Genomic DNA, 24,008 nt, shown 5'->3' with positions numbered 1-24,008 from the left:
GAGCCGCTAGGCCCCGGCCGCGGCCCGGTCCAGGCGGGCCCGCAGGTCGTCCGTCAGTCGCAGGGCGCCCGCCGCGACGTTCTCCTCCAGGTGGGCCGCCGACGCCGTGCCGGGGATCGGCAGCATCACCGGCGAACGGGCCAGCAGCCAGGCCAGCAGGACCTGCTGCGGCGTGGCCCCGAGCTCACGGGCCACGGCGTCGACCTCCGCGGACCGCTCCGCCGCGACGGGCCGCCACGGCAGGAACGCGATCCCCGCCGCCTCGCACTGCGCCAGCACCGCCTCGTGCTCCCGGTCGAACAGGTTGTACCGGTTCTGCACGCTGGCGATCGCCGCCGTCCGCCGCGCCTCGGCGAGCTGCTCCACCGTCACCTCGGAGAGCCCGATGCCGCCCACCAGGCCGGCGTCGCGCAGCTCCCGCAACGCCCCGACCTGCTCCGCCACCGGCACCGCCGGGTCGAGCCGGTGCAGCTGCAGCAGCTCCACGCGGTCCAGGCGCAGCCTGCGCAGCGCCTGTTCGGTCTGGCGCCGCAGACTCTCCGGGCGGCCGTCGTGGGCCCAGCCCTCGCCCTCCTCGGACGGCACGATGCCGACCTTGGTGGCGACCAGCAGGCCCTCGGGGTACGGGTGCAGCGCCTCCGCCAGCAGTTCCTCGTTGGCGCCCCACCCGTACAGGAAGGCCGTGTCGATCAGGGGGACACCGAGTCCGACCGCGCGGCGCACCACGGCGAGGGCCTGCTCGCGGGCTGGGCCCGGCGCCGCGGGCAGGCGCATGGCACCGAACCCGACCCGTCCGACCGGCAGGCCGGAGGCGGTGGTCATCGGGGGACGACCGCGTAGGCCTCGACCTCGACGAGGAGTTCGGGACGGATCAGCGCCGACACCTGCACGGCGCTGCTCGCCGGCGGGCGGTCGACGTCGATGTACCGGTCCCGCACGGCCCGCACCTGCGGCATGTCCCCGACGTGGGTCACGAAGAAGCCCAGCTTGACGACGTCGGCGAAGGACGCGCCGACCGCCTTCAGGCACCGTTCCAGGTTCTCGAAGACCTGCTGGGTCTGCGCCGTGACGTCGCCCTCACCGACGACCCGGCCCTCCGCGTCCAGGGCGACCTGGCCGGAGATCACCACCAGCCGCCCCTCCGCCACCACCACCGGGCTGTAGCCGTTGCCGGGCGCCAGACCCGCCACCGGCGGGTGGTCGAGGTGGGTGCGGTCGGACATGGGTCCCCCTTGGACGACCGGTGCGTGACCAGGTCGGTAGCCGGTTGGCGATCAGGCGTCACCCTACAAAGCGGTGGACGCCCGCGTGCGGGGTTTCACCCGGGGTTCTCGTCGTCCGGGCGTCCCCCGATCCAGTCCTGCACCGTGCGCAGGCGGCTCGACCAGCGCTGTTCGTGCCGCCGCACCCGGCGCTCGGCGCGGGCCAGGGTACGGGGCCGGTCGCGGTAGAGCCGACGGGCCCAGGGCGACCCGGGGCGGGCGAGGCGCACGGCGCCGAACAGGGCGACGAAAGGGACCACCAGCCCGAAGACGGCCGTCCGCGCCTTCCCCTTGGTCAGGGCCACCAGCGCGAGCAGGAAGTGCGCCACGACGGTGCCCACCAGCGTGCCCCGGCCCTCCCGGTCGTCCTCGTCCAGGCCGTTCACCCCGAACGGCAGGAACCCGGCGAGCAGCAGCCCGGCCAGCGCCGCGGTGATGACCACCACCTCGACGCTCCTGCGGCCCGCCTCCGACCAGTACACGTCGGCCAGGTGAAGGATCAGCGCGAACTCGTCGAGCACCAGCCCCGCGCCCACCCCGAAGACCACCGCCGCCGCGCAGGCCCCGAAGCCGTGGCTGCCGCTCGCCACCGCGCCGAAGCCGCCCGCCACCGTGAGGATCACCCCCGGTACGACATGGTGGACGTGGACCCCGCCGCTCTCCACGTCGCGGAACGGCCCCCGCCCCGCCCGGATCATCCGGGTCACCAGCCGGGTGACCGCGAAGGTGATCACGAAGGCCGTGAGGGCGAGCAGCAGGGGGAGCTTGCCGGGCTCGACGATGTTCCGGTACAGCCAGTGACCCATGCGACGAATCTAGGGCGACCCGCCGTCTCCGCCCGGTTTCGGCCGTGATCGCCGGGCGCGTCGTCCCTCTCATCGCCCCATAGGATGACCAGGCACAACGACTTCCGGAAGGACGCCCCATGGCCGGCGCACCCCTGACCATCGCCGTCGCGCAGCCCCGCTGCGTGGCCCACGACGTGGCGGGCAACGCCGTCGCCCATGCGGAGGCGGTGCGGGCCGCGCGGGCCAGGGTCGTGGTGTTCCCCGAACTCTCCCTCACCGGCTACGAACTGGACGCGGCCCCGGTCGCCCCCGACGACGAGCGCCTGGCGCCCCTGGTCGCCGCCTGTGCCGGGACCGGGTCGCTGGCTCTGGTCGGCGCGCCGGTCCCCGGGCCGCACATCGGGGTGCTCGCCGTGGACGGGGAGGGGGCCCGCGTGGTGTACGGCAAGACGCACCTGTACGGGGCCGAGGCCGACCGCTTCCTGCCCGGCGAACCCACCGTGCTCGAGGTGGACGGCGTGCGGCTGGGCCTCGCCGTCTGCCGGGACACCGGCCTCCCCGAGCACGCGGCAGCCACCGCCGCCCTCGGCATGGACGGTTACGTGGCCGGCGTCGTGCACGCCGACACCGAGGCCGAGGTGCACGGCGAGCGGGCCCGCCGGGCCGCCGCCGACCACGGCGTCTGGGTGGCCACCGCCGCCTTCGCCGGCCCCACCGGCGGCGGTTTCGACCGGACCTCCGGCCGCTCGGGCATCTGGGCGGCCGACGGCACCCTGATCGCCGGGGCGAGCGACCTCCCCGGCGACCTGGCCCGGGCCGTCGTGTACGGGGCGGACAACGGCTAGAGTCCCGGCAGAGCCCGTCCACCCGGCGGGCCGGGGGCAGGAGGAGAGCCGTGGCCAAGGTCGCCGTCAGTCTGGACGCCGAGCTCGTCGTGGAGGTGATGGTCCTGTCGGGGACCAACTCCCCGCAGGACGCCGTGGAGTTGGTGATCCGCGACTACATCGCCCGCGGTCACCGCACCGAGGCCCGCACCGAGCTCAAGGACGAACGCCTCCGCGACGTCGACGCCCAGCCCCAGGAACCGCACAGCGGCTGACCTGCCGCCGAGCCCCCACGGTCCGGCCGAGCCCCCTACCGCCCGGCCGGTACCGTGCCGTCAGCCGGGGGAGACGAACCCCGACTCGTAGGCGACGATCACCGCCTGCGTGCGGTCCCGCACGCCCACCTTGGCGAGCACCGCGCTGACGGGGGACCTCACCGTCTCGGTCCGCCCTGTGGGCGGCCGCCGCGCTGCTCGCCGGATGGCGGGCGGTGCGGCGCCGGGACGCCTGAGCCTCCGGCGTCCCGGGCGCGGCGGGTCAGTGCAGGAACTTGAGTCCGACCACCCCGCCCACGATCAGCGCCAGGCAGAGCAGACGGGCGGCGGTGGCGGGCTCGTGCAGGAAGGCCATCCCGTAGAGCGCCGTGCCGACGGCGCCGATGCCGACCCAGATCGCGTAGCCGGTGCCGATGGGCACCGAGCGCATGGCGTAGGACAGCCCGCCCATGCTGAGCAGCAGGGCGACGGCGAAGACCAGGGAGGGAACGAGGCGGGAGAACCCGCGCGAGGCGCTCAGGGCGACTGCCCAGACGGTTTCCAGCAGACCGGAGACGATCAGGACGATCCAGGCCGACATGACGGCGGCACCTTTCGGACGAGACGACGGTGGTCGTGACGCCGTCTTGTCCTGACCGGGTACGACGCGCTCGTCCGGGGCCGCACGGAGGCGACCACTTCCGAGGCTAGCACGGGGGCGCGCGGTGCCCGGGGGCCGCTTCCCGGGCCCTCCGGACCGCATCCCGGCACCCTCCGCACCGCTGCCCCTTACCCCTCCACCGCTCGCTTCCCGGTGCCCTCGGACCGCTTCCCGGCACCCCCGCCCCGGACCGCTCCCCGGCACCACCGGACCGCACCCGCACCCCCGCGCGGGTCCCGCGACACCGTCGCCGGGGAGTACCCGGCACCGCTGCGCCCCGGACCCTCCCGCACGCCGTCCGGCCGCGCGACGCACGCCGCCTTCGCGGAGCCGGACGCGTGCGGCGCGCGTGGTTCCCGAGCGCCGGAGTGACGTGGTACACACGGCTGATCACAGTCCTGTCCGCCAGCAGGAAGGTCGCACATGTCCGCCACACGACGTCAGATGCTCGCCCGCTCCGGCGCCCTCGGAGCGGGCGTCGTCGTCTCGGGGGCCGTCGCGGAACTGTTCTCCGCGTCCGCCGCCGCCGCGCTGCCGCTCACCGAGGACGGGTACGGTCCGCTGCTCCCGGACCCCGACGGCCTGCTCGACCTGCCGAAAGGTTTCCGCTATCGCGTGCTGTCCCGCGAGGGCGACGCCCTCCGCTCCGGCGAGGGCCTGGTCCCCTCCCACCACGACGGCATGACGGCGCTGCCCGGCAGGAGAGGCCGCGTCCACCTCGTCCGCAACCACGAGAACCGCTCCACCGCCACCCTCGGCGTGCCCACCGTCGACGGCCTGACCTACGACCCCGCGGCCAAGGGCGGCTGCACCCTGCTCACCCTGGACGGCCCCGACGGCCGGGTGGTGGACGAACGGGTGGCCGTCGCCGGCACCGCCGTCAACTGCAGCGGCGGGCCCACCCCTTGGGGTACCTGGCTGACCTGCGAGGAGACCGAGGACACGGCCGGGATCGCCGGCTACGCCAAGGACCACGGCTTCATCTTCGAGGTGGACCCCGCCGACCCGCGCCGCAGCGGCGCCGTGCCGCTCACCGCGATGGGCCGGTTCCAGCACGAGGCGGTCGCCGTCGACCCCGTCCACGGCGTCGTCTACGAGACCGAGGACGCCTTCGTCGCACCGTTCGGACTCTTCTACCGCTTCCTGCCGCACCGCCCCGAGGGCGGACTCGGCTCGCTGCGCGCCGGCGGGCGCCTGCAGGCGATGCGCGTCCCGGACCTGCCCGACCTGTCCGTGGTCGCCGAGCCCGGCGCGAGCTTCGGGGGAGTCGAGTGGGTGGACGTGCCCGACCCGCTCGCCGCCCGCACCCCGACGCGGCTCCAGGACTACGGCCCCGGCGGCGTCACCCGGGGGCAGAAGCTGGAGGGCTGCTACTGGGGCGGACGCTCGGTGTACTTCGTCTCCTCCTACGCCCGCACCCGCGAGGGCAGCGGCGCCGACCACCACGGCCAGGTCTGGCGCTACGACCCGGGCTCCCGCCGCCTCACCCTGGTGATCGTCTTCGGCCCCGGGTCGGACGTCCAGCTGCCGGGCGAGTCGCCCGACAACATCTGCCTGGCGCCCGGCGGTTCGCTGATGGTCTGCGAGGACGGCAGCGGCGCGCAGCACGTCTACGGCGTGACCCGGCGCGGCGAGGTCTACACCATGGCTCGCAACCGGCAGAACATCGGCACCGAGGAGGACCCGGAGTGGGGCGAGTTCGCCGGAGTCGCCTTCTCGCCGGACGGCGGCACCATGTACCTCAACTGCTACGACCCCGGCACCACCTTCGCGGTCACCGGCCCCTGGCGCCGGTAGCGGACCGGGGGCGGCCGGCCCGCGGCAGGCCGCCCCCGGGCCCGCCGCCGTCGCGGCGGGCGGGGCGGACGCGCCGTGATCTTCGGGCGCGTGTGGTCCAGACTGGTCCCGAGCGAGTGCGTCATGACACGACAGCGGCCGAGGGCCGTGAGCAGGGAGGCAGCTGATGACCCGTCCGATCGCCGCGGGAGTGGACGGAACCCCGGAGAGCCTGGCGGCGCTGGAGTGGGCGGCCGTCGAGGCCGGCCGGCGCGGCGCCGAGCTCAGGGTGGTCCACGCCTGGGAACCGCGCCGGGTGAGCGGCGCCGAGCAGGAGAGCGGCAGCACGGAGGAGCAGGAGCGCTGGGTGCGGCAGGGCGTCGAGGACTCGGTCCGCGGCCTCTCCGAGCGCCACCCGGGCCTCGCGGTGAGCACCCGCATCCACCGCGGCGAGGCCGTGGACGGACTGCTGGAGATCGCCGACGGCGCGGAGATGCTGGTGCTCGGCTCCCGGGGCCGGGGCCTGCTCCTCGGCTTCCTGCTGGGCTCCGTCGGCCGCCAGGTCATCAGCGAAGCCCGCCTTCCGGTGGTCCTGATCCGCGCCGACGTCAAGGACGAGACCGCCGCGACGGGCGAGATCGTCGTCGGCCAGCACGGCGACCCCGAGGACAGCGCCGAGGCGCTGCGCTTCGCCTTCGAGGCGGCCGCCGCGTCCGGAGCCCCGGTGCGCGCGGTGCGGGCCTGGTCGCTGCCGCCGGTCTTCGCCTTCAGCCCCGGCTCCCTGAAACTGCTGGACGAGGCCGGCGGCCCGGTCCCGTTCGAGCACAAGGCGCTGGCCGCCGCGCTGGCGCCCTGGAAGGAGCGGTACCCGGATGTCCAGGTGAGCGAGCACGTCGAGATGGGCAGCGCCGGCGAGGTGCTGCTGTCGGTGTCGGCCGGGGCACGGATGACGGTGGTAGGCCGCCGCGCCCGGCGCGCCGCGATCGGCACCCGGCTCGGCTCCGTCGCCGACGCGGTGATCCACCACGCCCCCTGCCCGGTGGCCGTCGTCCCGCCCGGACCGGCCGCATAGGTTCCCCTCGGCAGGTTCCCGGCGGCGCAGGTCACGGGTTAGATTGCCGCGCGCCCCCGGCACACCGCCGCGGGCGTGCGGCCGGTTCCGCCCGGCCGGCGAGGCGGAGCACGACCGGGCGGGACCCGGCGTGCCCGCAGGAACCCGAGCAACCCGAGAAATGGGGACACCGTCATGGACGCGGACGTCATCGTCGTCGGAGCCGGCCTGGCGGGGCTGGTGGCGGCCCACGAGATCACCCGCCAGGGGCGGAAGGTTCTCCTGCTGGACCAGGAGGGTCCGGCCGACCTCGGCGGCCAGGCGTACTGGTCCTTCGGCGGGCTCTTCCTGGTCGACTCCCCGGAGCAGCGGCGGTTGCGCGTCAAGGACTCCTTCGAGCTGGCCTGGAGCGACTGGCAGGGCAGCGCCGCCTTCGACCGCACCGAGGACGAGGACTCCTGGGCGGTCCGCTGGGCCCGCGCCTACGTCGAGTGGGCGGCGGGGGAGAAGCGCTCCTGGCTGGACGGCCACGGCATCACCTTCCTGCCCACCGTCGGCTGGGCCGAACGCGGCGACCTGCGCGCCGGCGGTCACGGCAACTCCGTGCCCCGCTTCCACGTCGCCTGGGGCACCGGCACCGGCGTGGTCGCGCCCTTCGTGAAGTACGCCCAGCAGGCGTTCCAGGACGGCCTGCTGACCTTCCGCCACCGCCACCGCGTCGACGAACTGGTCGTGGAACAGGGCGCGGTCCGCGGCGTGCGCGGCACCCTGCTGGCCGAGGACGACACCCCGCGCGGCGTCGCCTCCAACCGCGACGCCGTCGGCGAGTTCGACCTGACCGCCCAGGCCGTGGTGGTCACCACCGGCGGCATCGGCGCCAACCACGACATCGTCCGCCGGTACTGGCCCGAGCGGTTGGGCACCGCCCCGTCGAGCATGGTCACCGGCGTCCCCGCCTACGTCGACGGCCGGATGCTGGAGATCAGCGAGGCGGCCGGGGTCCGGCTGGTCAACCGCGACCGCATGTGGCACTACACCGAGGGCGTGCGCAACTGGGACCCGATATGGGCCGGCCACGGCATCCGCATCCTGCCCGGCCCGTCCTCCCTGTGGCTGGACGCGCTCGGCCGCCGCCTCCCCGCCCCCTGCCTGCCCGGCTACGACACCCTGGGCACCCTCCGGCACCTGCGCACCGCCGAGGGCCTCGCGGAGCACGGCCACTCCTGGTTCGTCCTCACCCAGAGGATCATCGAGAAGGAGTTCGCGCTCTCCGGCTCCGAGCAGAACCCCGACATCACCGCCAAGGACCGCAAGGCCTTCCTCAAGGAGCGCATCCTCGGCAAGGGTGCCCCGGCCCCGGTCGACGCGTTCAAGCGGCACGGCGCCGACTTCGTGGTCGCCACGACCGTCGAGGAACTCGTCGGGAAGATGAACGCCCTCACCGACGAGCCGCTGCTCGACGCGGCCGAGGTGCGCCGGCAGATCGAGGAGCGCGACCGGCAGCTCGCCAACCCGTACGCCAAGGACGCCCAGATCCAGGGCATCCACAACGCCCGCCGCTACCTCGGCGACCGGCTCGGCCGGGTGGCGGCCCCGCACCGCCTCCTCGACCCGGAGGCGGGCCCGCTGATCGCCGTCAAGCTGCACATCCTCACCCGCAAGACCCTCGGCGGCATCCAGACCGACCTGGACTCGCGCGCGCTCGGCCCCGACGGATCCCCGGTCGAGGGCCTGTACGCGGCCGGTGAGGTGGCCGGCTTCGGCGGAGGCGGCGTCCACGGCTACAACGCGCTGGAAGGCACGTTCCTCGGCGGCTGCCTGTTCTCCGGCCGGGCCGCCGGCCGCGCCGCGGGCCGCGCCCTGTCCTGACCTGCCGGAAGGGTGGATTCCGCGGGCGGTCGCCGGGTACCCCGGTCCTCTACGGAAGGTGATCGCGCGTGGAATCCGCCGAGCGGGACGGCATGCCCGTGCTGCACACCATCGAGGAGCTCGCGAGGCTCCTGGAGCGGCACCACGGGCTCTACCTCCGCTGGTCCAGGGGACCCGGCGTCGACCTGGCCAAGGCGTCCAGCCGCGACGAGCTGACGGGCATCGCCATGCCGGGTCTCTCCGCCAACCCGCTGGACGTCGAGAGGTGGTGGGAGGACCGCCCGCTCCACCTGTGGGTGGCCCGGCGCGTCCACGACTACGAGCACCTGCCCCGTGAGAAGGGGCCTCAGGTGCGCCCCTGGGTGCTCAAGGGCGTCGAGGCGGGCCGCGGCCCGGACAACGAGCCGCTGGTCGTGGACGTCGACCCGCTCTGCTGGGTGGGCGACGAGGTGATCGAGGCCTCCCGCGCCGAGGTGGCCCGCCACCGCGAGGAATGGGGCCCGCTGAAACGCGGCCGCTGAGCCCCGCCGCACCCCGAAGACCGGCCCCGAGTGGCGAAAGACCTCGGAACGGGGTGGGATCAAAGGGTCCTTCGGGGGCATTCGGACCGTGTTCTGTTCTACGCACACGACCGATCAGCCGACCCAGGAGCCGCAGAAAGGTGGCCATCGTGACACGACCCAGGATCCTGGTGGTGGGCGCGGGCTTCGCGGGAGTGGAGTGCGTCCGCCGCCTCGAGAGGAAGCTCGGGCCCGACGAGGCGGACGTGACCCTGGTGGCTCCGTTCTCCTACCAGCTCTACCTGCCGCTGCTTCCCCAGGTGGCCTCCGGCGTGCTCACCCCCCAGTCCATCGCGGTCTCACTGCGGCGCAGCAGCCGCTACCGCACCCGGATCATCCCGGGCGGCGCCATCGGCGTCGACAGCAAGGCGAAGGTCTGCGTCGTCCGCACCGTCACCGACGAGCTGATCGACGAGCCCTACGACATCCTGGTGCTGACCCCCGGCAGCGTCACCCGCACCTTCGACATCCCCGGACTCACCGAGCACGCCCGGGGCATGAAGACGCTCGCCGAGGCCGCCTACGTCCGCGACCACGTCATCCAGCAGCTGGACCTCGCCGACGCCAGCCAGGACCCGGCCGAACGCGCCGCCCGGCTGCAGTTCGTGGTGGTCGGCGGCGGCTACGCCGGCACCGAGACGGCGGCCTGCCTGCAGCGGCTGACCCACAACGCCGTCAAGCGCTACCCGAGGCTCGACCCGGGGCTGATCAAGTGGCACCTGATCGACATCGCCCCGAGGCTGATGCCCGAACTCGGCGAGAAGCTGGGCGAGACCGCCCTCGGCATCCTGCGCAGGCGCGGCATCGAGGTGTCCCTCGGCGTCTCCGTCGCCAAGGTGTCGCCCACCGAGGTCACCTTCACCGACGGCCGCGTGGTGCCCAGCCACACCCTGATCTGGACGGCCGGCGTCGCCGCCAGCCCGCTGATGTCCACCCTCGGCTGCGAGACCTCCCGCGGGCGGCTGGTCGTCGACCCGGAGATGAGCGTCCCCGGCTGCCCCGACGTCTTCGCCCTGGGCGACGCCGCCGCGGTGCCGGACCTCGCCAAGGGCGAGGAGGGCGCCGTCTGCCCGCCCACCGCGCAGCACGCCATGCGCCAGGGCAAGGTCGTCGCCGACAACGTCATCGCCAAGGTCCGCAGGCAGCCGTTGCGGCCCTACGTCCACAAGGACCTCGGCCTGGTCGTCGACCTCGGCGGCCTGGACGCCGTCTCCAAGCCGATGGGCGTGGAGCTCAAGGGCCTGCCCGCCCTCGCGGTGGCCCGCGGCTACCACTGGGCTGCGCTGCGCACCGGCGTCGCCAAGGCCCGCGTGGCGACCAACTGGGCGCTCAACGCGGTGGCCGGCGACGACTTCGTCCGCACCGGGTTCCAGGCGCGCAAGCCCGCCACCCTGAAGGACTTCGAGTACACCGACGCCTACCTCACGCCCGAGCAGATCCGGGAGCGCGTCGAACGGCACAAGCTGCGCCAGGCGTGAGGACGGCGGCACGGGCGCGATCGGGCTGGGCGGCCTTCCGCGACCGGGTCGCCGCGTCCGACCCGGGGCTGCTCCGGCTGACCGCCGGACTGCGCACCGTCAGTTCGCTCGCCCTCACCCTGGGCGTCGTGGCGGTCTTCGGCGCGCGGATCGAGCAGCTCGTCGCCGGGGCCATGGCGGCGATGGTGGCGACCTTCGCGGTGCGGGAGAAGGACCGGCGCGGGCAGGCCCTCAGCCTCGCCGCGGGCCTGCCCGTCGCCTGGGTCTCCCTGACCCTGGGCACCCTGCTCAGCGGGACCTTTGTCGGCGTCGCCGTCTTCGTGGTGCTCATCTTCGGCGCCGTCTACTGCCGCCGCTTCGGCGACCGGGGCTTCGCGCTCGGGATGATCGCCTTCCAGTCGTACTTCCTCTCGCAGTTCCTGGGCGTCGGCACCGAAGGCCTGCTCGGCCTCTACTGGCCGGTCGGCGCGGGCTTCGCGTGCAGCGCGGTGATCCGCTTCGGCGTCGTCCAGGCCAGCCCCGAACAGGTGCTGGTGCGGCTCCGCGCCGCCTTCCGGGCCCGCTTCGCCCAACTGGTGAGCGCCCAGATCGACCTGCTCGACGCCGGCCCCGACCAGGTCGACAAGGCCCTCGACCAGCTCCGCTCCCGCACCGCGCGGCTCCACGAGACGGCCATGATGATCCAGGCCCGGCTCACCGAGGGCACCCCCGACGACCGGGCCGCCTCCCTGGTGCAGCGGCGCATCGCCGACGCCGAGATCGCCGCCGAACGCCTCGGCCTGCTGATCCTCACCGCCCGCACCGCCCGCAGCACCGGGCACGCCGACACCCTCACCCTGCACCTGCCCGGCGCCGCCCTCCCCGAGAGCGGCCTGCAGCCCGTGCGGGACCGTGCCGTCGAGGCCCTCCACCGCGACCTCGGCGCCCTGCGCACCCTGGTGCTGCGCTCCGCCGACGAACACCGGGGCACCGGGCTCGCGCAGCTCCGCAACCGCCTGCTCGGCTACCGCGACGACGACAAGCTGCCCGCGCAGGCGTCCGCCGCGGTCCGTGACGTCTTCCGCGGCGTCGGCGAGGCCGCCCGCGCCGTGCTCGGACTGCGGATCGCCCTGGGCGGCGGCCCCGACGACTCCGACGACAGCCCCGAGACGGCCCGCTCCCGCGAGGAGATCGAGGCCGAGGACGCCGCCATCGCGGTGGCCGAGACCGTCGAGGACGCGCGGACCGAGGAACCCGCCGGCCTGGAACGCCCCACCACCCGCAGCGCCGTCCAGGTCACCGTCGGCTCCGTCCTCGCCATCGCGGGCGGCGAACTGCTGTCCCGGGAACGCTGGTACTGGGCCGTGCTGGCCTGCTGGATCGTCTTCGTCAACACCAGCTCCACCGGCGAGATCCTGGTGAAGGCCTACCGCCGCCTGCTGGGCACCCTGCTCGGCGTGGTGGCGGGCATCGTGCTGGCCGGCCTGGTGGGGCAGCGGGTGGGACTCGCCTTCGCCCTGGTGCTGGTGCTCGTCTTCCTCACCCACTACCTGGCCCGCCTGTCGTACACGCTGATGTCGTTCTTCGTCACGGCGACCCTCGGGCTGCTCTACACCCTGCTGAACACCTACAGCCTCGACGTGCTGGTGCTGCGCCTGGGGGAGACCGCGCTGGGCGCCGCCTGCGGGCTGGCCGCCGCGGTGCTGATCCTGCCGGTACGCACCGCGCACCGCACGGACGAACTGCTGGTGACGGTGCTGGAGCGGCTCGCCGACGTCACCCGCTCCGCGGCGGAGCAGCTCAGCGGCGGCCCCCCGGCGGACCTCCTGGACCAGGCGCGGGAACTCGACGAGGCGCTGGGCGAGCTGCGGTCCTCCACCCAGCCGCTGACCCACCCGATCACCCCCATGCGCAGCCGGCGCGACACCGCGCGGTACGTGGTGGCCCAGTTGGAGACCTGCGCCTACCACGCGAGGTCGCTGGCCGCGACGGCCGAACTGCTGCCCAGCCAGACGGCGATCGCCGCCGACCCCCGGCTGGCCGGCGCCGGAGAGCGGATCGTGCGGAACATCGAGACGGTCGCGGCGCACGTGGAAGGCCGCAAGGACGCCGGAGAGCTGGAGACCGGCTCCAGCATCGCGTCGCTGCTGGAGCCGGGCACGCCCGCCGCGCCCCGGTACGGACGTGTCACCGACCGGGTCCTGGGACACCTCGGCCGCCTCGACGACGCGGTCACCGGCCTCGCCCGGCCGCTGGAGGTCCCCCTGCGGTCCCCGGCGCGGCAGCGGGCGGCCTGACACGGCGGCGGGCATGAGAAGGGCCCCGGCGGAGCCGGGGCCCGGTGGGGGAGGGGAGCGGTCAGAAGTCCGTGGGCAGGTCGCTCACCTCGGCGATGCCGCGCAGCTCCTCGTCCTCGCGGCGGCGTCGCAGCAGGGAGTCGGCGATCTCACGGCGGCGGTCGGGGTCGGCGGCGCTCGCCGCGTCGGTGACGACCCGGATGGGACCGGTGTCCTCGTAGTCGAGTTCGATCAGGACGTTGTCGAGACGGCCGGTGACCGCGGCGGCGATCACCAGGGCTGCCTCGTCGCGGATCTCCTGCGGGACCGGACCCGCGTCCACGCAGTCGCCGTCGGGTTCCATGTCGGCGAGGTCGAGATCTTCACCGAGCGCCCGCAGGGCGGGCCGGACCAGACGGAGCAGGAGGTCGTATTCCTCTGGACTCAGGCGGAGGCGCAGAAGGTCGAGGTAGAGCTCGACCGGTTCGCCGTCCGGCAGATGCGGTTCGCTCATCGGCACCGGGTTCCCCGAGTGGGACGTCGATCACATGTCGGCGGCCGATTCGTCCGAAGGGGTGGGGATGGTTTAAACTTCACGTATGCGGCGCTCGGTCGTCGTACCCTGTGCGGCCCCGACCGGTCTCCCCCGTCCGGTCGGGGTCTTTTCGTGCGCGCTCGCGGCCCTCGCCCGGCCTTTCCGCCTTCTTCTCCCCGCTTCCCCCCGGCCTTTCCGCGTCCTTGTCCCGGGCGTCCTCGGCTTTCGGCTTTGCCGACCCTTCACCCGTTCGAAGTGCTCCGGTCGTGGGGACCCGCTGACAATGGGGGGAGGGTGTCCGTTGTCCGCCCGGCCGGCGAGGAGCGCTGCGATGACCAAGCCGATCAAACTGCTGACCGCGCTGACTCCGGACCGCCGGGAACGGCTGATGACGCTGGCGCGCGAGGTGTCGTTCCCCGAGGACGCGCCGATCTTCGACGAGGGCGGGGTGGCGGACCGCTTCTGGGTGGTCCGCTCCGGCCGGGTGGACCTGTACCAGCAGGTCACGCAGCTGCGGCGGGTGACGGTCGCGAGCCTCGGGTCGGGGGACCTGCTGGGGTGGTCCTGGCTCTTCCCGCCCCACGAGTGGGACTTCGGCGCGGTGGCCTTCAGCCCCGTGCGGGCCTACGAGTTCGAGGCGTCGCCCGTGCTGGACCTCGCCGAGGAGGACCCCGGGCTCGGGCTCTCCCTCATGCGGATCGTCGCCGAGATCCTCGCCTACCGCCTCGAGTCCACCCGGGTGCAGCTCCTCGAGTCCTTCCAGCACGCCCGCCACTGACCCGGGCCCGCCGCCGCACGCCACCGACCCGCCCGGAGCGCACGTCCGCGCCCTCCGCGCCCGCGCGGTTCCGCGCGCCCTCCGCGCCCGCGCGGTTCCACGGACGCGGCGACGGGCCGGTCGTCAGACGCGGTAGCGGCGCAGGGACGGAGTGGCGAAGGCGAGGACGAGGGTCAGCACGACGACCAGGACACCGCCGCCGACGACCGCCCACCGCGTCCCCACCGCCGCGGCCCCCGTCCCGTGCAGGACGTCCGCCAGCCGCGGACCGCCCGCGACCACCACCGTGAAGACCCCTTGCATCCGCCCTCGCATCTCGTCCGTCGCGGCGGACAGCAGGATCGCCCCCCGGAACACCATGGAGACCATGTCGGCGACCCCGCCCGCCGCCAGGCAGGCCACGGCCACCCACAGGTTCCCGGTGAGCCCGAAGCCGATGACGGCGAGGCCCCAGCCGATCACCGAGCCGATCACCATCCAGCCGTGCCGCCGTGCCCGCGAGAACGCCCCGGAGAACAGTCCGCCGATCACGGCGCCCACCGGGATGGCGGCGAACAGCAGGCCCAGCGCGAACTCCGGGCCGTAGGCGCCGAAGGTCTCCTCCGCCATCTGCGGGAAGAGCGCCCGCGGCATGCCGAAGACCATGGCGATGATGTCCGCGAGGAAGGACAGCAGCAGCACCTGCTGCATGCCGATGTACCGGAAGCCGTCCACGACCTCCCGCAGCCCGGCCCGCCGGGGCGCGCGGCCGGTGTCCAGCGGCGGCAGCGCGGGGAGCCGCCACACGGCCCACACGGTGGCGCACAGGGCCAGCGCGTCGATCAGGTACAGCTCGGGCAGCCCGACGACGGGTATCAGCGCGCCGGCCAGCAGCGGCCCGGCCACCAGGCCCGTCTGCATCACCGTGGAGCCCAGCGCGTTCGCCGCGGGCAGCTCGTCCGCGGGCACCAGCCGCGCGATCGACGCCGTCCGGGCCGGGGAGTTGAGGCCGAAGAACGCCTGCTGCAGCGCGAGCAGCACCATCAGCACCGCGACCGACTCCAGCCCGGCCGCCGCCTGGGCCCAGAACAGCACCGAGGTCACCGCGATGCCGATGTTGGTCACCAGGAGCAGCTTGCGGCGGTCCACGGTGTCGGCCACCGCGCCGCCCCACAGCGCGAAGACCACCATCGGCACCAGGCCGGCGAGACTGGCGTAGCCGACCCACGCCGACGACCCGGTGATGTCGTAGATCTGTTTGGGGACCGCGACCGCCGTGAGCTGACTGCCCACCGCGGTCACGACGGTGGAGGACCACAGCCTCCGGTAGGCGGGCCGCCGCAGCGGGCGGGTGTCCATGGCGAACCGGCGCCAGCCACGACGCGGGGCGGCCGCGGACGGGCTCGTTCCCTGCCCGTCCGCGGCCGCCCGCGTGGTGTCGTCCCCGCCGTCGCGATCCTCGACGCTGCTCCGACTGCTCGTGTCCACGTGCTACCGCGCGCTCTCTCGATGCTCGTTACAACTATCTGTACGAAAAACATCCTCCCTCATGCCCGGACCGGTGCGAGCACCGGTTCGCGCACGAGGGAGGAGAGAGGACGGGCAGCGGCGGATCAGGCCACCGACGGGTCGAGCAGACCCTTGCGGAGCTTCTTGATGATGCGGCTCAGCAGGCGGGAGACGTGCATCTGGGAGATGCCCAGCTCCTCGCCGATCTGCGCCTGGGTGCGCTCCTCGACGAAGCGCATGTGGATGATCTGGCGGTCGCGCTCGTCCAGCTCGGCGATGAGCGGGGCCAGCGAGTGGAAGTCCTCGACCAGCTCCAGCGACGCGTCCTCGGCGCCGATGAAGTCGGCCAGCACGGCCTCGCCGTCGTTGCCGCCGTCCCGGGTGAGCGCCGCGTCCAGGGAGGAGGAGGTGTAGCAGTTGGACGCCTTCTGGGCCTCCACCACCTCCGACTCCGGCAGCGACATGAGCTCGGAGAGCTCCCGGGTGGTCGGCGTCCGGCCCAGCCGGCTGCGCAGTTCCTCGGTGGCCCGGGCCAGCTCCACACGCGCCTCCTGGAGACGGCGCGGCACGTGGACGGCCCAGCTGGTGTCACGGAAGAAGCGCTTGATCTCGCCCACGATGTACGGCACCGCGAAGGAGGTGAACTCGACCTCGCGGGTCAGTTCGAACCGGTCGATCGCCTTGATCAGGCCGATGGTGCCGACCTGGACGATGTCCTCCATCGAGTCGTCGCGGCCGCGGAAGCGGGACGCGGCGTAGCGGACGAGCGACAGGTTCATCTCGATGAGCGTGTTCCGCGCGTACTGGTACTCCGGCGTGCCTTCCTCCAGCACGGCGAGGCGGCTCAGGAACTCGCGCGACAGTTCCCGGGCGTCCCGGGGGGCCACGGCGGAGGGGTCCTCGATGTACGGGAGCCCCGCGGTCGTCTCCTCGGTCCGGACATCCCACTGCGCCGTGGTCGTTGCCTCTCCCGCGGTCACGGCTGCCATGCTGTTCCTCTCTGATCGTCTGCAGTCATCGAACACTCCGTCCAGGTCCTGGAAGAGAACCTCGTACACGGCGTATTCGTCCTCGTAGCTGCGCGCCACCCTGTTGCTCGGTGACATGGCTCGCTTGCCCCGGGTTGCACGTCGTACTCCACCTGAAGGAAAACTTTTCTGTGAAGCAGATCTCATCAAGGCCTGACCAGCGCTTTCGCTCGAAGTGACCGCGCGGCGGCGGCGCGGCTGCGCCGCGCGTGAGCCGCCCGCGTGCGGGGTTGCGTGACGCCAGTCACAATATTGGAGATCGAGGCGTTTGCCGTCCGACCCCTGGGGCAGGTGGGGTTTCGTGCTTCGGACCGGAGAAACGCGCCGCAGGTCGGCGCGACCGCCCGGCACCCGAAACCTCCCGGCGACCGTGGGCAGCGTTTCCGCGGCAGTTCCCTGACCCCCCACTGCTCAGGAGCTCAATCGCATGGTCATCGATATGTCGACAAGTCGCTCCGTAAACGGACAAAACACTGCACATCGGACAGCTTCCGGTGGGCGCCGGCCCCACGACGACGCCCCGGACACCGCGGCCGCCTTCGCCAGGCTCGCCGAACTCGGGGACGGGCCGGAGCGCGACGCGGTGCGTGAGGAGCTGACCGAGGCCTGGCTGCCGATGGCCCACCGTATCGCCAGTCGCTTCCGCGACCGCGGCGAGTCGGTCGAGGACCTCCGGCAGGTGGCCGCCCTCGGACTGGTCAAGGCCATCGACCGGTTCGATCCCTCCCGTGGCGCGTTCGAGAGCTACGCCGTCCCCACCATCACCGGCGAGATCAAGCGCCACTTCCGCGACCGGATGTGGGCCCTGCGGGTCCCGCGCCGGGTGCAGGAACTCCGCAACAAGGTCCGGGTGGCCCGCCGCGAGCTCACCCAGAGCCCCGGCAGCCCGGAGCCGAGTACCTCCCGCATCGCGGAGTACACCGGACTCACCGAGGAAGAGGTCGCCACCGGCATGGAGGCGCTGGAGAGCTTCAGCACCCTCTCGCTGGACGCCGAGCTCTCCTCGGACGACGACGGCTACAGCCTCGCCGACACCCTCGGCGCGGCGGACTCCGCGTACGACGTGGTGGTGGACCGGGAGGCGGCGAAGGAGGGACTGCGCCGGCTCCCCGAACGGGAGCGGGCCATCCTCTACATGCGGTTCTTCGAGGACATGACACAGAACCGGATCGCTGACCGGCTGGGCATCTCCCAGATGCACGTCTCGCGGCTCATCAGCCGCAGTTGTGCGCGGGTACGGGAGGAAGCCCTCGGCCAGGGCATGCGAACCGCCTTCGCGAAGGAGTAGGTCCATGCTGACGCCCCACCCCGCCACCCTGCGCAAGCTCGTCGACGAGTACCACGCCCTGCTCGCCGAGGAGGCCGAGCGGGGCGGCCCGCGCACCGGCCGGCGTTCCGAGGACCTGGCGTACACCCTCTGTGTCTCCACCGGGACCCGGGACGTCCGCGCCGCGCTGGCCGCGGCGCGGCGGATGCTCGCCGGTGCCAGCGTGCCCGCCGGCGCGGCCGTGGCGGGGGTGCCCGCGGGCGGCCACCTGCCGGGCGCCTCCCTGGCGGCGGGCACGCTCCCCAGGGCGGGCGTGCCCCAGGACGGGCGGATCACGGAGAGCCGGATCCGGGGGGCCGGCCGGAGGCTGGTCGCCGAGGGCGGCGGAACCGTGGCCTCATGACCGGCCGGGGCACGGTCCGGTGAAGGGCGGCGGAGGCTCCGGCGCCCAGCCCGTGCGTGAGCGGCCGCGGGCCGCCGTGGCGAGCGCCGCGGCGGCCCGCGCCTACGCGGTCTCCGTCGTCCGCGACGAGTGGGAGACCCCTTTCCGCAGGGCGCCCGAGGGCGCCCTCGTCGACCTGCGCCTGGTCGTCTCCGAGCTGGTGTCCAACGCGGTCCGGCACGGAGGCGGCCTGACCGGTTTCGAGGTGCGCCCCGAGGCCGTCGGGGTCCGGGTCTTCGTCCACGACGCCAGTGCACGCGTCCCCAAGGCGCTGTCCGCGCCCGGAGGCTTCCCGGAGGGGGACGAGCACCTCGACCGGACCGCGCCGGGTGGTTACGGATGGCCCCTGATCCACCGGCTCGCCCGCGACATCCGCGTGGACCGGCTCCCGGAAGGGGGCAAGGCGGTCAGCGTGCTGATCCTGCTGACCTCGCCCCGCGAGGACTGAGCCGAGGACCGAGCCGAGGACCGAGCACCCCGGGCGTCCTCACCGGAGGGGACGGACCCTCGGCAGGGCTCCTACCAGGGCAGGAACACGTGGATGTCCTTGCCGTCGTCCTGGCTCACCACGCTGACCTGGTCGGACAGGGTGTGCACCAGGTGCCAGCCGATGCCCCCGCCGCCACGACTGGGCTGGAAGGGCCGGGGTGACGGCGGTGCGGGATTGGTGTCGCTCATGACGACGTGCACCCCGTCGAAGGTGCGGCGCATCCGCAGCTCGAAGGGGCCGGGAGCGTACTGGATCGCGTTCGCGGCGAGCTCGGTCACCACCAGCAGGATGTCGTCCCAGTGCTCGGGCGCCGTGGGAGGACAGGGCCGGGACAGGGCCCGGAGGAACTCCTCGGCGGCGAGCCTGGCCTCCGTCACGTCCGGCAGTTCGCCGGCGAAGCCCGCGGTCAGGCTCTGTACGTCTTCGGTGTGGTGGGCAAGCGCGTCGTCCCCGCGCGGCTCGGATGCCATGATGCCTTCCCCAGCCCGTCGGGCGCGGTGCTGTCGCGCAGTCTCTCGTCTTCCTCCGTTGCTTGTTCCCGGAGGCGGGGAGGCTACGCGCCCGCCGTGGTGCGGGATGCGTCCTGTGGGAGCGGTCGGACGGATGGTGGGGGAGACGGCGCGCACGGGCGGCGGAACGAGCGGTTCCGGCACGCGGCGCGGGGGAACCCGGCGGGCATGAGCTACTCGAATCCCGATCCGGACCCGTCCCGTTCCTCCGGCCTCGAGCCCGGCGGGGGAGTTCCGCCGGGTGAGACGCCGCCCGCGGAGAGCAGCATGCCGGAGGCCGGGCCCCAGGAGACCCACAACCCGCCCAAGGGGTGGGCCAAGGGGCCCCTCACCCTGATCCTGCTGCTCGTGCTGCTGGTGGCGGTCGGCCTGATCGGCTACGCCGTGACCGTGTGGGACTGAGCGGGACCACACATCCGCGCCCCCGGGCGGCGCGACCGCGCCGCGCCGCCCGGGGGCGCTTCGTGTCCTTCGTCCGGGGCCGCGGGGCCGCGGGTCAGGCGGGGCTCAGCCAGACGGTGGCCAGCGGCGGGACGGTCATCCGCAGGAAGCCGTCCTCGTGCCGGCGGACCGGACCCTCGTTGCGGACGTCGCTGCCGCCGTACCGCAGGTCGTCCGTGTTCAGCGTCTCCTGCCAGACGGCGCCGGCCTCCTCCGGGATCCACAGCGCGTAGTCGTGGCGGACCACGGGGGAGAAGTTGCTGACCGACAGCAGCGGAGCCCCGTCCCGGCCGAAGCGCAGGAACGCCAGCAGGTTGTCGTCCGCGCTGTCACAGGCGACCCAGCGGAAGCCCGCCGGGTCGGTGTCCCGCTGCCACAGCGCCGGAGTCCCGAGGTACCGCGCGTTCAGGTCCCGCACCAGGTCCTGCACGCCCTGGTGGTCGGCCCGGGCGCCGTACGCCGCGTCCAGCAGCCACCACTCCGGCCCGTTCTCCAGCCGCCACTCGTCGCCCTGCGCGAACTCCTGCCCCATGAAGAGGAGTTGCTTGCCGGGGTGGGCCCACATGAATCCCAGGTAGGCGCGGTGGTTGGCGCGGCGCTGCCACCAGTCGCCCGGCATCTTGGAGACCAGCGCCCGCTTGCCGTGCACCACCTCGTCGTGCGAGATAGGCAGCACGTAGTTCTCGCTGTAGGCGTAGATCATCGAGAAGGTCATCTCGTGGTGGTGGAACCTGCGGTGCACCGGCTCGTGGCTCATGTACTCCAGCGAGTCGTGCATCCACCCCATGTTCCACTTCAGGCCGAAGCCCAGGCCGCCGCTCCCGGTGGGCCGGGTGACCCCCTCCCAGGCGGTGGACTCCTCGGCGATGGTCACCACGCCCGGGTTGCGGCGGTAGACGGTGGCGTTCATCTCCTGCAGGAAGCGGACGGCGGCCCAGTCCTCCCGCCCGCCGTGCTCGTTCGGCTGCCACTGCCCGTCCTCGCGGGAGTAGTCCAGGTAGAGCATGGAGGCGACGGCGTCGACCCGCAGGCCGTCGATGTGGAACTCCTCGCACCAGTAGACCGCGTTGGCCACCAGGAAGTTGCGCACCTCGGTGCGGCCGAAGTCGAACTCGAAGGTGCCCCAGTCGGGGTGCTCGGCCCGCATCTCGTTGCCGGGCTCATACAGGGGGAAGCCGTCGAACCGGGCCAGCGCCCAGTCGTCCTTGGGGAAGTGGGCGGGCACCCAGTCCATGATCACGCCGATGCCGGCCCGGTGGAGGCTGTCGACCAGGTACTTGAAGTCGTCCGGTGACCCCAGCCGCGCGGTCGGGGCGTAGAAACCGGTGACCTGGTAGCCCCAGGAGGGGGCGAACGGGTGCTCGGCGACCGGCATCAGCTCGACGTGGGTGAAGCCGAGCTCCTTGACGTACTTCGGGAGCTGGTCGGCGAGTTGCCGGTAGGTGAGCCCGGGACGCCAGGACGCCAGGTGCACCTCGTACACCGAGAAGGGCGCCTCGTGCACCGGCAGGTCGCCCCGGTGCGCCATCCACTCCTGGTCGCCCCACTGGTAGTGCGAGGCGGTCACCACGGAGGCGGTGGCCGGGGGGCACTCGGTGCGGCGGGCCATCGGGTCGGCCTTCAGCAGCCGCGTGCCGTAGCTGGTGGCGATCTCGAACTTGTAGAGGGTCCCCTCGCCGACGCCCGGCAGGAACAGCTCCCACACGCCGGACGCGCCCATCGAGCGCATGGGGAAGGCGGTGCCGTCCCAGAACGTCGACTCCGTCGCGACCCGCACCCCGGAGGCGTTGGGCGCCCAGACCGAGAAGCGGGTGCCGGTCACGCCCTGGTGGACCATGGGTTCCGCTCCCAGCGCCTTCCACAGCTGCTCGTGGCGGCCCTCGCGGATCAGGTGGAGGTCGAGCTCGCCCAGCGCGGGCAGGAAGCGGTACGGGTCCTCGGTCTCGACCTCGGCCTCCGGGTAGACCACGTGCAGCCGGTACTCGGGAACCGCCTCGAGCGCGAGCAGGCCGCCGAAGAGGCCGTCACCCTCGTCGTTCAGCGGCACGTGCCGCCCGCCGTCGAGGACCAGGCTGACCCCGCGCGCCCCGGGCCTCAGGGCCCGGAAGACGACGCCCTCGGCCACCGGGTGGGCGCCGAGCAGGGCGTGCGGATCGTGGTGGCAGCCGGAGAGCAGGCGGTGGCGGTCGTCCGTGCCCAGCGGGGGCGCGGGCGGCGCCCCAGGGACGACGGGCCTGCGCACCACCGGCGCCGAGGCCCGCCGCTTGGCCCGGGCGGGCGCCCGTCCGGCGCCGGACGCCTCCGCACCGCCCCGGCCGGCCTCGGCGGCCTCGGCGGCCTCGGCGGGAGCGGTGCCGGCCGGGGTGTCGGCGCCGGGGCGAGGGGCGGACGGCTCGGGGGGAGCGGTCTCACGCAGTGCCATGGTCGGGTTCAGCCTCCTAGAACGGCGAGACGCCGGATCGCTGCCATCGGAACGGGGAGCCAGTCGGGCCGGTGCCGGGCCTCGTAGAGGACCTCGTACACCGCCCGGTCGGTCTCGTAGGCGCGGAGCACGCCGGGCTCGTCGCGGGGGTCCCACCCCGCGCCGCGTGCGTAGCCCGCGCAGTAGGCGTCACGGCACTGCCGGGCCCACTCGGGGTGCCACGGCCGGCGGGTGCGGGCCGCGTAGTCGAAGGAACGGAGCATGCCCGCCACGTCCCGGACCGGGGACTGGACGCTGCGGCGCTCCGCCAGCGGCCGGGACGGCTCGCCCTCGAAGTCGATCACGAACCACTCGCTGCCGGCCCGCAGCACCTGGCCCAGGTGCAGGTCGCCGTGGATGCGCTGGGCGGGACGGTCCGCCTCCAGCGAGGCGAACGCGGCGGACAGCCCCGGCACGTACGGCCGCAGGTCGGGGACGGCACGGGCGGTGGCGTGCAGGCGCTCGTTCATCTCCCGCGCCAGCCTGCCCCGTTGCGGCGCCGCCTCCGCTCCGAGCGGGCCGCGGGGGAAGGCGGCGGCCAGCGCCTGGTGCACCTCCGCGGTGGCCCGGCCCAGGGCGTGCGCCTCCCGGGTGAAGTCGTTGTCGGCCGCGAGCGCGTTGAGTCCCAGCGTCCAGCCGTCCGTCGCCGACGGCAGGAACGGCTGGAGCACGCCCAGGGTCGCCTCGAACGGCTGCGAGGTGCGGAACCAGGCCGTCGGCGCCGGGACCCGGGTGCAGCCCGCACGCGCCAGCGCCCACGGCACCTCCCAGTCCGGGTTGGTGCCCGGCTGGATGCGGCGGAACACCTTGAGGATGTACGCGTCGCCGTACACCAGGGAGGTGTTGGACTGCTCGGCCGCCAGCAGCCGCGGGGCCAGCCCGGCCGCCAGGCAGACACCGGGGTCGCGCTCGAAGGTGAGCGGCCCGGTCGTGCCGGGGTGGCGCAGCCGGTCGAGCAGCAGGGCCGCCGAACGGGGTTCGCGCAGCGCGTCGTAGACGGCCAGGCCGGCCAGCGGGCCGGAGCCGGCCCGGCCGATGAACGCCTCCGCCAGCCGCGGCGGCAGCTCCCGCCGTGCGCCCAGCAGCAGCTGGTAGCAGTCGCCCGGAGGGGAACCGCCCGGGGTGGGCAGACCGGTGTGCTCGGCGTGCACCAGCAGGTGCAGGCAGCCCGGGTGCAGTTCCGTCATGGACAGCAGCTTCAGGTCCGTCACGGGCCGGTCCTTGCCCGCGAACCAGCGCTGCTGAGGCAGCCATTCGAGCAACAGCCCCTTGAGGGAGGCCATGGGCTCGGCGGCGACCGGGAGGGCGGTGCGGAGCGGTGCTGTCTTCGTCATGGCGTGTCCTTTCGCGGGCTCAGGCTCACAGTCGTCGGCTGGCGCGGGGTGCGACTCGGACGAGCCGGAACCAGTAGAAGCCGTGGCCCGCCAGGGTCAGCAGGTACGGCAGTTCGCCGATGGCCGGGAAGCGGACTCCGCCGAACAGTTCGACCGGGTGACGCCCCTCGAAGGCGCTCAGGTCGAGTTCGGTGGGCTGGGCGAAGCGGGAGAAGTTGTGCACGCACACGACGGTGTCGTCCTCGTACTCGCGGAGGAAGGCGAGCACCGCGGGGTTGGAGGAGGGGAGTTCGGTGTAGCTGCCGAGTCCGAACGCCGGGTTCTGCTTGCGGATCTCGATCATCCGGCGGGTCCAGTGCAGCAGGGAGGACGGCGAGGCCATGGAGGCCTCGACGTTGGCGACCTGGTAGCCGAAGACCGGGTCCATGATGGTCGGCAGGTACAGCCGCCCCGGATC

The 24,008-nt window shown here is 73.6% G+C and carries 24 protein-coding genes, 1 pseudogene and 1 riboswitch; of the genes and pseudogenes, 13 read left to right on the top strand and 12 right to left on the bottom strand.

All coding sequences use genetic code 11. The features are described from left to right. Positions 1–6 precede the first annotated feature (6 nt). The 3 genes from ABZ836_RS05155 to ABZ836_RS05145 form a co-directional block, all read right to left on the bottom strand. Positions 7–822, bottom strand: a complete 816-nt coding sequence (locus ABZ836_RS05155) for an aldo/keto reductase (RefSeq protein ID WP_361139422.1) — start codon at positions 820–822, stop codon at positions 7–9. After that, entirely contained in the window at positions 819–1,223 is a 405-nt protein-coding gene (locus ABZ836_RS05150; protein ID WP_361139419.1) for a RidA family protein, read from the bottom strand. Before ABZ836_RS05150 ends, ABZ836_RS05155 begins: the two co-directional genes overlap by 4 nt. Positions 1,224–1,318: 95 nt before the next feature. Then, the gene (locus ABZ836_RS05145) at positions 1,319–2,068 is read right to left on the bottom strand and encodes a hypothetical protein (protein ID WP_356127183.1); all 750 of its coding nucleotides are present in this window, start codon (positions 2,066–2,068) and stop codon (positions 1,319–1,321) included. Positions 2,069–2,187: 119 nt separating this feature from the next. On the opposite strand from ABZ836_RS05145, the gene ABZ836_RS05140 reads away from it, so the two are divergent. After that, a complete protein-coding gene (locus tag ABZ836_RS05140; protein ID WP_361139416.1) occupies positions 2,188–2,895 on the top strand; it encodes a carbon-nitrogen hydrolase family protein in 708 nt (235 codons plus the stop codon). A 50-nt stretch (positions 2,896–2,945) separates the two neighbouring features. Further along, the gene (locus tag ABZ836_RS05135; protein ID WP_356127177.1) at positions 2,946–3,149 is read left to right on the top strand and encodes a DUF2191 domain-containing protein; all 204 of its coding nucleotides are present in this window, start codon (positions 2,946–2,948) and stop codon (positions 3,147–3,149) included. Positions 3,150–3,209: 60 nt separating this feature from the next. On the opposite strand, the pseudogene ABZ836_RS05130 reads toward ABZ836_RS05135, so the two are convergent. After that, positions 3,210–3,326, bottom strand: a pseudogene (locus ABZ836_RS05130) (DNA-binding response regulator); the annotation flags it as partial. A gap of 85 nt (positions 3,327–3,411) precedes the next feature. Continuing rightward, on the bottom strand, positions 3,412–3,729 hold the full coding sequence (locus tag ABZ836_RS05125; protein ID WP_356127174.1) for an SMR family transporter: 318 nt from the start codon (positions 3,727–3,729) through the stop codon (positions 3,412–3,414). A 35-nt stretch (positions 3,730–3,764) separates the two neighbouring features. Further along, positions 3,765–3,829, bottom strand: a riboswitch (guanidine-III (ykkC-III) riboswitch). A 383-nt stretch (positions 3,830–4,212) separates the two neighbouring features. Between ABZ836_RS05125 and ABZ836_RS05120 the strand changes: the two genes are divergently transcribed. The 6 genes from ABZ836_RS05120 to ABZ836_RS05095 all read left to right on the top strand — a co-directional run bounded on the left by ABZ836_RS05120 (position 4,213) and on the right by ABZ836_RS05095 (position 12,799). After that, the gene (locus ABZ836_RS05120) at positions 4,213–5,586 is read left to right on the top strand and encodes an alkaline phosphatase PhoX (protein WP_361139412.1); all 1,374 of its coding nucleotides are present in this window, start codon (positions 4,213–4,215) and stop codon (positions 5,584–5,586) included. A 166-nt stretch (positions 5,587–5,752) separates the two neighbouring features. Beyond that, positions 5,753–6,637, top strand: coding sequence for a universal stress protein (locus ABZ836_RS05115; RefSeq protein WP_356127169.1), 885 nt, complete (start codon positions 5,753–5,755; stop codon positions 6,635–6,637). A 174-nt stretch (positions 6,638–6,811) separates the two neighbouring features. Beyond that, positions 6,812–8,485, top strand: coding sequence for an FAD-binding dehydrogenase (locus ABZ836_RS05110; RefSeq protein ID WP_361139409.1), 1,674 nt, complete (start codon positions 6,812–6,814; stop codon positions 8,483–8,485). A gap of 92 nt (positions 8,486–8,577) precedes the next feature. Further along, positions 8,578–9,006 carry a DUF6098 family protein gene (locus ABZ836_RS05105; protein WP_361140254.1) on the top strand — a complete coding sequence of 143 codons (429 nt, stop codon included), beginning with the start codon at positions 8,578–8,580 and terminating at the stop codon, positions 9,004–9,006. 140 nt (positions 9,007–9,146) lie between these two features. Then, positions 9,147–10,523 carry an NAD(P)/FAD-dependent oxidoreductase gene (locus ABZ836_RS05100; RefSeq protein WP_356127163.1) on the top strand — a complete coding sequence of 459 codons (1,377 nt, stop codon included), beginning with the start codon at positions 9,147–9,149 and terminating at the stop codon, positions 10,521–10,523. After that, positions 10,520–12,799, top strand: a complete 2,280-nt coding sequence (locus ABZ836_RS05095) for an FUSC family protein (protein WP_356127160.1) — start codon at positions 10,520–10,522, stop codon at positions 12,797–12,799. Before ABZ836_RS05100 ends, ABZ836_RS05095 begins: the two co-directional genes overlap by 4 nt. A 61-nt stretch (positions 12,800–12,860) precedes the next feature. Here ABZ836_RS05095 and ABZ836_RS05090 read toward each other — a convergent pair whose 3' ends face one another. Beyond that, complete coding sequence (locus tag ABZ836_RS05090; RefSeq protein ID WP_356127157.1) at positions 12,861–13,292, bottom strand: hypothetical protein; 432 nt, start codon at positions 13,290–13,292, stop codon at positions 12,861–12,863. 352 nt (positions 13,293–13,644) lie between these two features. Between ABZ836_RS05090 and ABZ836_RS05085 the strand changes: the two genes are divergently transcribed. Then, complete coding sequence (locus ABZ836_RS05085; RefSeq protein WP_356127155.1) at positions 13,645–14,091, top strand: cyclic nucleotide-binding domain-containing protein; 447 nt, start codon at positions 13,645–13,647, stop codon at positions 14,089–14,091. A 123-nt stretch (positions 14,092–14,214) separates the two neighbouring features. On the opposite strand, the gene ABZ836_RS05080 is transcribed toward ABZ836_RS05085, so the two are convergent. Then, the gene (locus ABZ836_RS05080) at positions 14,215–15,558 is read right to left on the bottom strand and encodes an MFS transporter (RefSeq protein WP_361139403.1); all 1,344 of its coding nucleotides are present in this window, start codon (positions 15,556–15,558) and stop codon (positions 14,215–14,217) included. A gap of 125 nt (positions 15,559–15,683) precedes the next feature. Then, positions 15,684–16,568: an RNA polymerase sigma factor SigF gene (locus ABZ836_RS05075; RefSeq protein WP_356127150.1), complete on the bottom strand. Its 885-nt coding sequence runs from the start codon at positions 16,566–16,568 to the stop codon at positions 15,684–15,686. 478 nt (positions 16,569–17,046) lie between these two features. Here ABZ836_RS05075 and ABZ836_RS05070 point away from each other — a divergent pair, with 478 nt between their 5' ends. Genes ABZ836_RS05070 through ABZ836_RS05060 form a run of 3 tightly spaced genes read left to right on the top strand, consistent with a single transcriptional unit; the run spans position 17,047 to position 18,764 of the window. Continuing rightward, complete coding sequence (locus ABZ836_RS05070) at positions 17,047–17,895, top strand: RNA polymerase sigma factor SigF (RefSeq protein WP_361140251.1); 849 nt, start codon at positions 17,047–17,049, stop codon at positions 17,893–17,895. A gap of 4 nt (positions 17,896–17,899) precedes the next feature. Then, a complete protein-coding gene (locus ABZ836_RS05065; RefSeq protein ID WP_361139400.1) occupies positions 17,900–18,277 on the top strand; it encodes a DUF5133 domain-containing protein in 378 nt (125 codons plus the stop codon). A gap of 52 nt (positions 18,278–18,329) precedes the next feature. Next, positions 18,330–18,764, top strand: a complete 435-nt coding sequence (locus ABZ836_RS05060; protein ID WP_361139397.1) for an ATP-binding protein — start codon at positions 18,330–18,332, stop codon at positions 18,762–18,764. Between the two features lie 71 nt (positions 18,765–18,835). Here ABZ836_RS05060 and ABZ836_RS05055 read toward each other — a convergent pair whose 3' ends face one another. After that, a complete protein-coding gene (locus ABZ836_RS05055) occupies positions 18,836–19,276 on the bottom strand; it encodes an ATP-binding protein (RefSeq protein WP_356127138.1) in 441 nt (146 codons plus the stop codon). Positions 19,277–19,483: 207 nt separating this feature from the next. Between ABZ836_RS05055 and ABZ836_RS05050 the strand changes: the two genes are divergently transcribed. Continuing rightward, the gene (locus tag ABZ836_RS05050) at positions 19,484–19,717 is read left to right on the top strand and encodes a DUF6480 family protein (RefSeq protein ID WP_356127135.1); all 234 of its coding nucleotides are present in this window, start codon (positions 19,484–19,486) and stop codon (positions 19,715–19,717) included. Positions 19,718–19,811: 94 nt separating this feature from the next. On the opposite strand, the gene glgB is transcribed toward ABZ836_RS05050, so the two are convergent. The 3 genes from glgB to ABZ836_RS05035 form a co-directional block, all read right to left on the bottom strand. Beyond that, positions 19,812–22,178, bottom strand: coding sequence for a 1,4-alpha-glucan branching enzyme (gene glgB / locus ABZ836_RS05045; RefSeq protein ID WP_361139392.1), 2,367 nt, complete (start codon positions 22,176–22,178; stop codon positions 19,812–19,814). An 8-nt stretch (positions 22,179–22,186) separates the two neighbouring features. After that, positions 22,187–23,551, bottom strand: coding sequence for a maltokinase (locus ABZ836_RS05040; RefSeq protein ID WP_356139443.1), 1,365 nt, complete (start codon positions 23,549–23,551; stop codon positions 22,187–22,189). Positions 23,552–23,576: 25 nt separating this feature from the next. After that, positions 23,577–24,008 (bottom strand): alpha-glucosidase C-terminal domain-containing protein (locus ABZ836_RS05035; protein WP_361139389.1); only part of this gene is annotated, 432 nt, incomplete at its 5' end.

Origin of the sequence: Streptomyces sp. NPDC047130, assembly GCF_040643475.1 — a bacterium.
Taxonomy (GTDB): domain Bacteria; phylum Actinomycetota; class Actinomycetes; order Streptomycetales; family Streptomycetaceae; genus Streptomyces.
This window is presented reverse-complemented; position numbering and strand designations above follow the sequence as displayed.

What these genes read in the sequence shown, in the direction of transcription:
- ABZ836_RS05075 (WP_356127150.1), bottom strand. Translation starts at nt 16,568, where the DNA reads ATGGCAGCCGTGACCGCGGGAGAGGCAACGACCACGGCGCAGTGGGAT.
- ABZ836_RS05155 (WP_361139422.1), bottom strand. Translation starts at nt 822, where the DNA reads ATGACCACCGCCTCCGGCCTGCCGGTCGGACGGGTCGGGTTCGGTGCC.
- ABZ836_RS05055 (WP_356127138.1), bottom strand. Translation starts at nt 19,276, where the DNA reads ATGGCATCCGAGCCGCGCGGGGACGACGCGCTTGCCCACCACACCGAA.
- ABZ836_RS05140 (WP_361139416.1), top strand. Translation starts at nt 2,188, where the DNA reads ATGGCCGGCGCACCCCTGACCATCGCCGTCGCGCAGCCCCGCTGCGTG.
- ABZ836_RS05150 (WP_361139419.1), bottom strand. Translation starts at nt 1,223, where the DNA reads ATGTCCGACCGCACCCACCTCGACCACCCGCCGGTGGCGGGTCTGGCG.
- ABZ836_RS05125 (WP_356127174.1), bottom strand. Translation starts at nt 3,729, where the DNA reads ATGTCGGCCTGGATCGTCCTGATCGTCTCCGGTCTGCTGGAAACCGTC.
- glgB (WP_361139392.1), bottom strand. Translation starts at nt 22,178, where the DNA reads ATGGCACTGCGTGAGACCGCTCCCCCCGAGCCGTCCGCCCCTCGCCCC.
- ABZ836_RS05040 (WP_356139443.1), bottom strand. Translation starts at nt 23,551, where the DNA reads ATGACGAAGACAGCACCGCTCCGCACCGCCCTCCCGGTCGCCGCCGAG.
- ABZ836_RS05110 (WP_361139409.1), top strand. Translation starts at nt 6,812, where the DNA reads ATGGACGCGGACGTCATCGTCGTCGGAGCCGGCCTGGCGGGGCTGGTG.
- ABZ836_RS05120 (WP_361139412.1), top strand. Translation starts at nt 4,213, where the DNA reads ATGTCCGCCACACGACGTCAGATGCTCGCCCGCTCCGGCGCCCTCGGA.
- ABZ836_RS05065 (WP_361139400.1), top strand. Translation starts at nt 17,900, where the DNA reads ATGCTGACGCCCCACCCCGCCACCCTGCGCAAGCTCGTCGACGAGTAC.
- ABZ836_RS05090 (WP_356127157.1), bottom strand. Translation starts at nt 13,292, where the DNA reads ATGAGCGAACCGCATCTGCCGGACGGCGAACCGGTCGAGCTCTACCTC.
- ABZ836_RS05085 (WP_356127155.1), top strand. Translation starts at nt 13,645, where the DNA reads ATGACCAAGCCGATCAAACTGCTGACCGCGCTGACTCCGGACCGCCGG.
- ABZ836_RS05145 (WP_356127183.1), bottom strand. Translation starts at nt 2,068, where the DNA reads ATGGGTCACTGGCTGTACCGGAACATCGTCGAGCCCGGCAAGCTCCCC.
- ABZ836_RS05115 (WP_356127169.1), top strand. Translation starts at nt 5,753, where the DNA reads ATGACCCGTCCGATCGCCGCGGGAGTGGACGGAACCCCGGAGAGCCTG.
- ABZ836_RS05070 (WP_361140251.1), top strand. Translation starts at nt 17,047, where the DNA reads ATGTCGACAAGTCGCTCCGTAAACGGACAAAACACTGCACATCGGACA.
- ABZ836_RS05105 (WP_361140254.1), top strand. Translation starts at nt 8,578, where the DNA reads ATGCCCGTGCTGCACACCATCGAGGAGCTCGCGAGGCTCCTGGAGCGG.
- ABZ836_RS05050 (WP_356127135.1), top strand. Translation starts at nt 19,484, where the DNA reads ATGAGCTACTCGAATCCCGATCCGGACCCGTCCCGTTCCTCCGGCCTC.